Raw genomic sequence first — 258 nt, 5'->3', positions numbered from 1 at the left:
CCTGGGCGGCCGCGAAGTAGACCACCTGGCGCGACAGCACACGCTTGCCCTCCCGCAGGTCCACCACCGCGACGGTTCGCGCGGGAGCCGCCGTACCCAGCAGCTGCGCATCGGTGAAACGCCCGACGTCCAGCGCCGACAGTGCCGGCACCGTCACCGCCTGCTGTTGTTGCGAAACCTGGCGACCATCCACATCCATCACCCGCAACCGCCACGGCGCTTCCAGCGGCTGCTGCAGGTCATTGAGCAGGCTGACGC

At 69.4% G+C, this 258-nt stretch carries 1 protein-coding gene; it reads right to left on the bottom strand.

Going from position 1 to position 258, the window contains the following annotated elements:
- Positions 1 to 258, bottom strand: a 258-nt coding sequence (locus ACQG3P_RS20355; RefSeq protein WP_426806057.1) for a hypothetical protein, incomplete at both ends; no start/stop codon positions are given.

The organism is Stenotrophomonas sp. SrG (genome assembly GCF_050031795.1).
Lineage (GTDB): Bacteria > Pseudomonadota > Gammaproteobacteria > Xanthomonadales > Xanthomonadaceae > Stenotrophomonas > Stenotrophomonas rhizophila_A.
The sequence above is the reverse complement of the archived record's forward strand: the minus strand, read 5'-3'. Positions and strand labels throughout refer to the sequence as shown.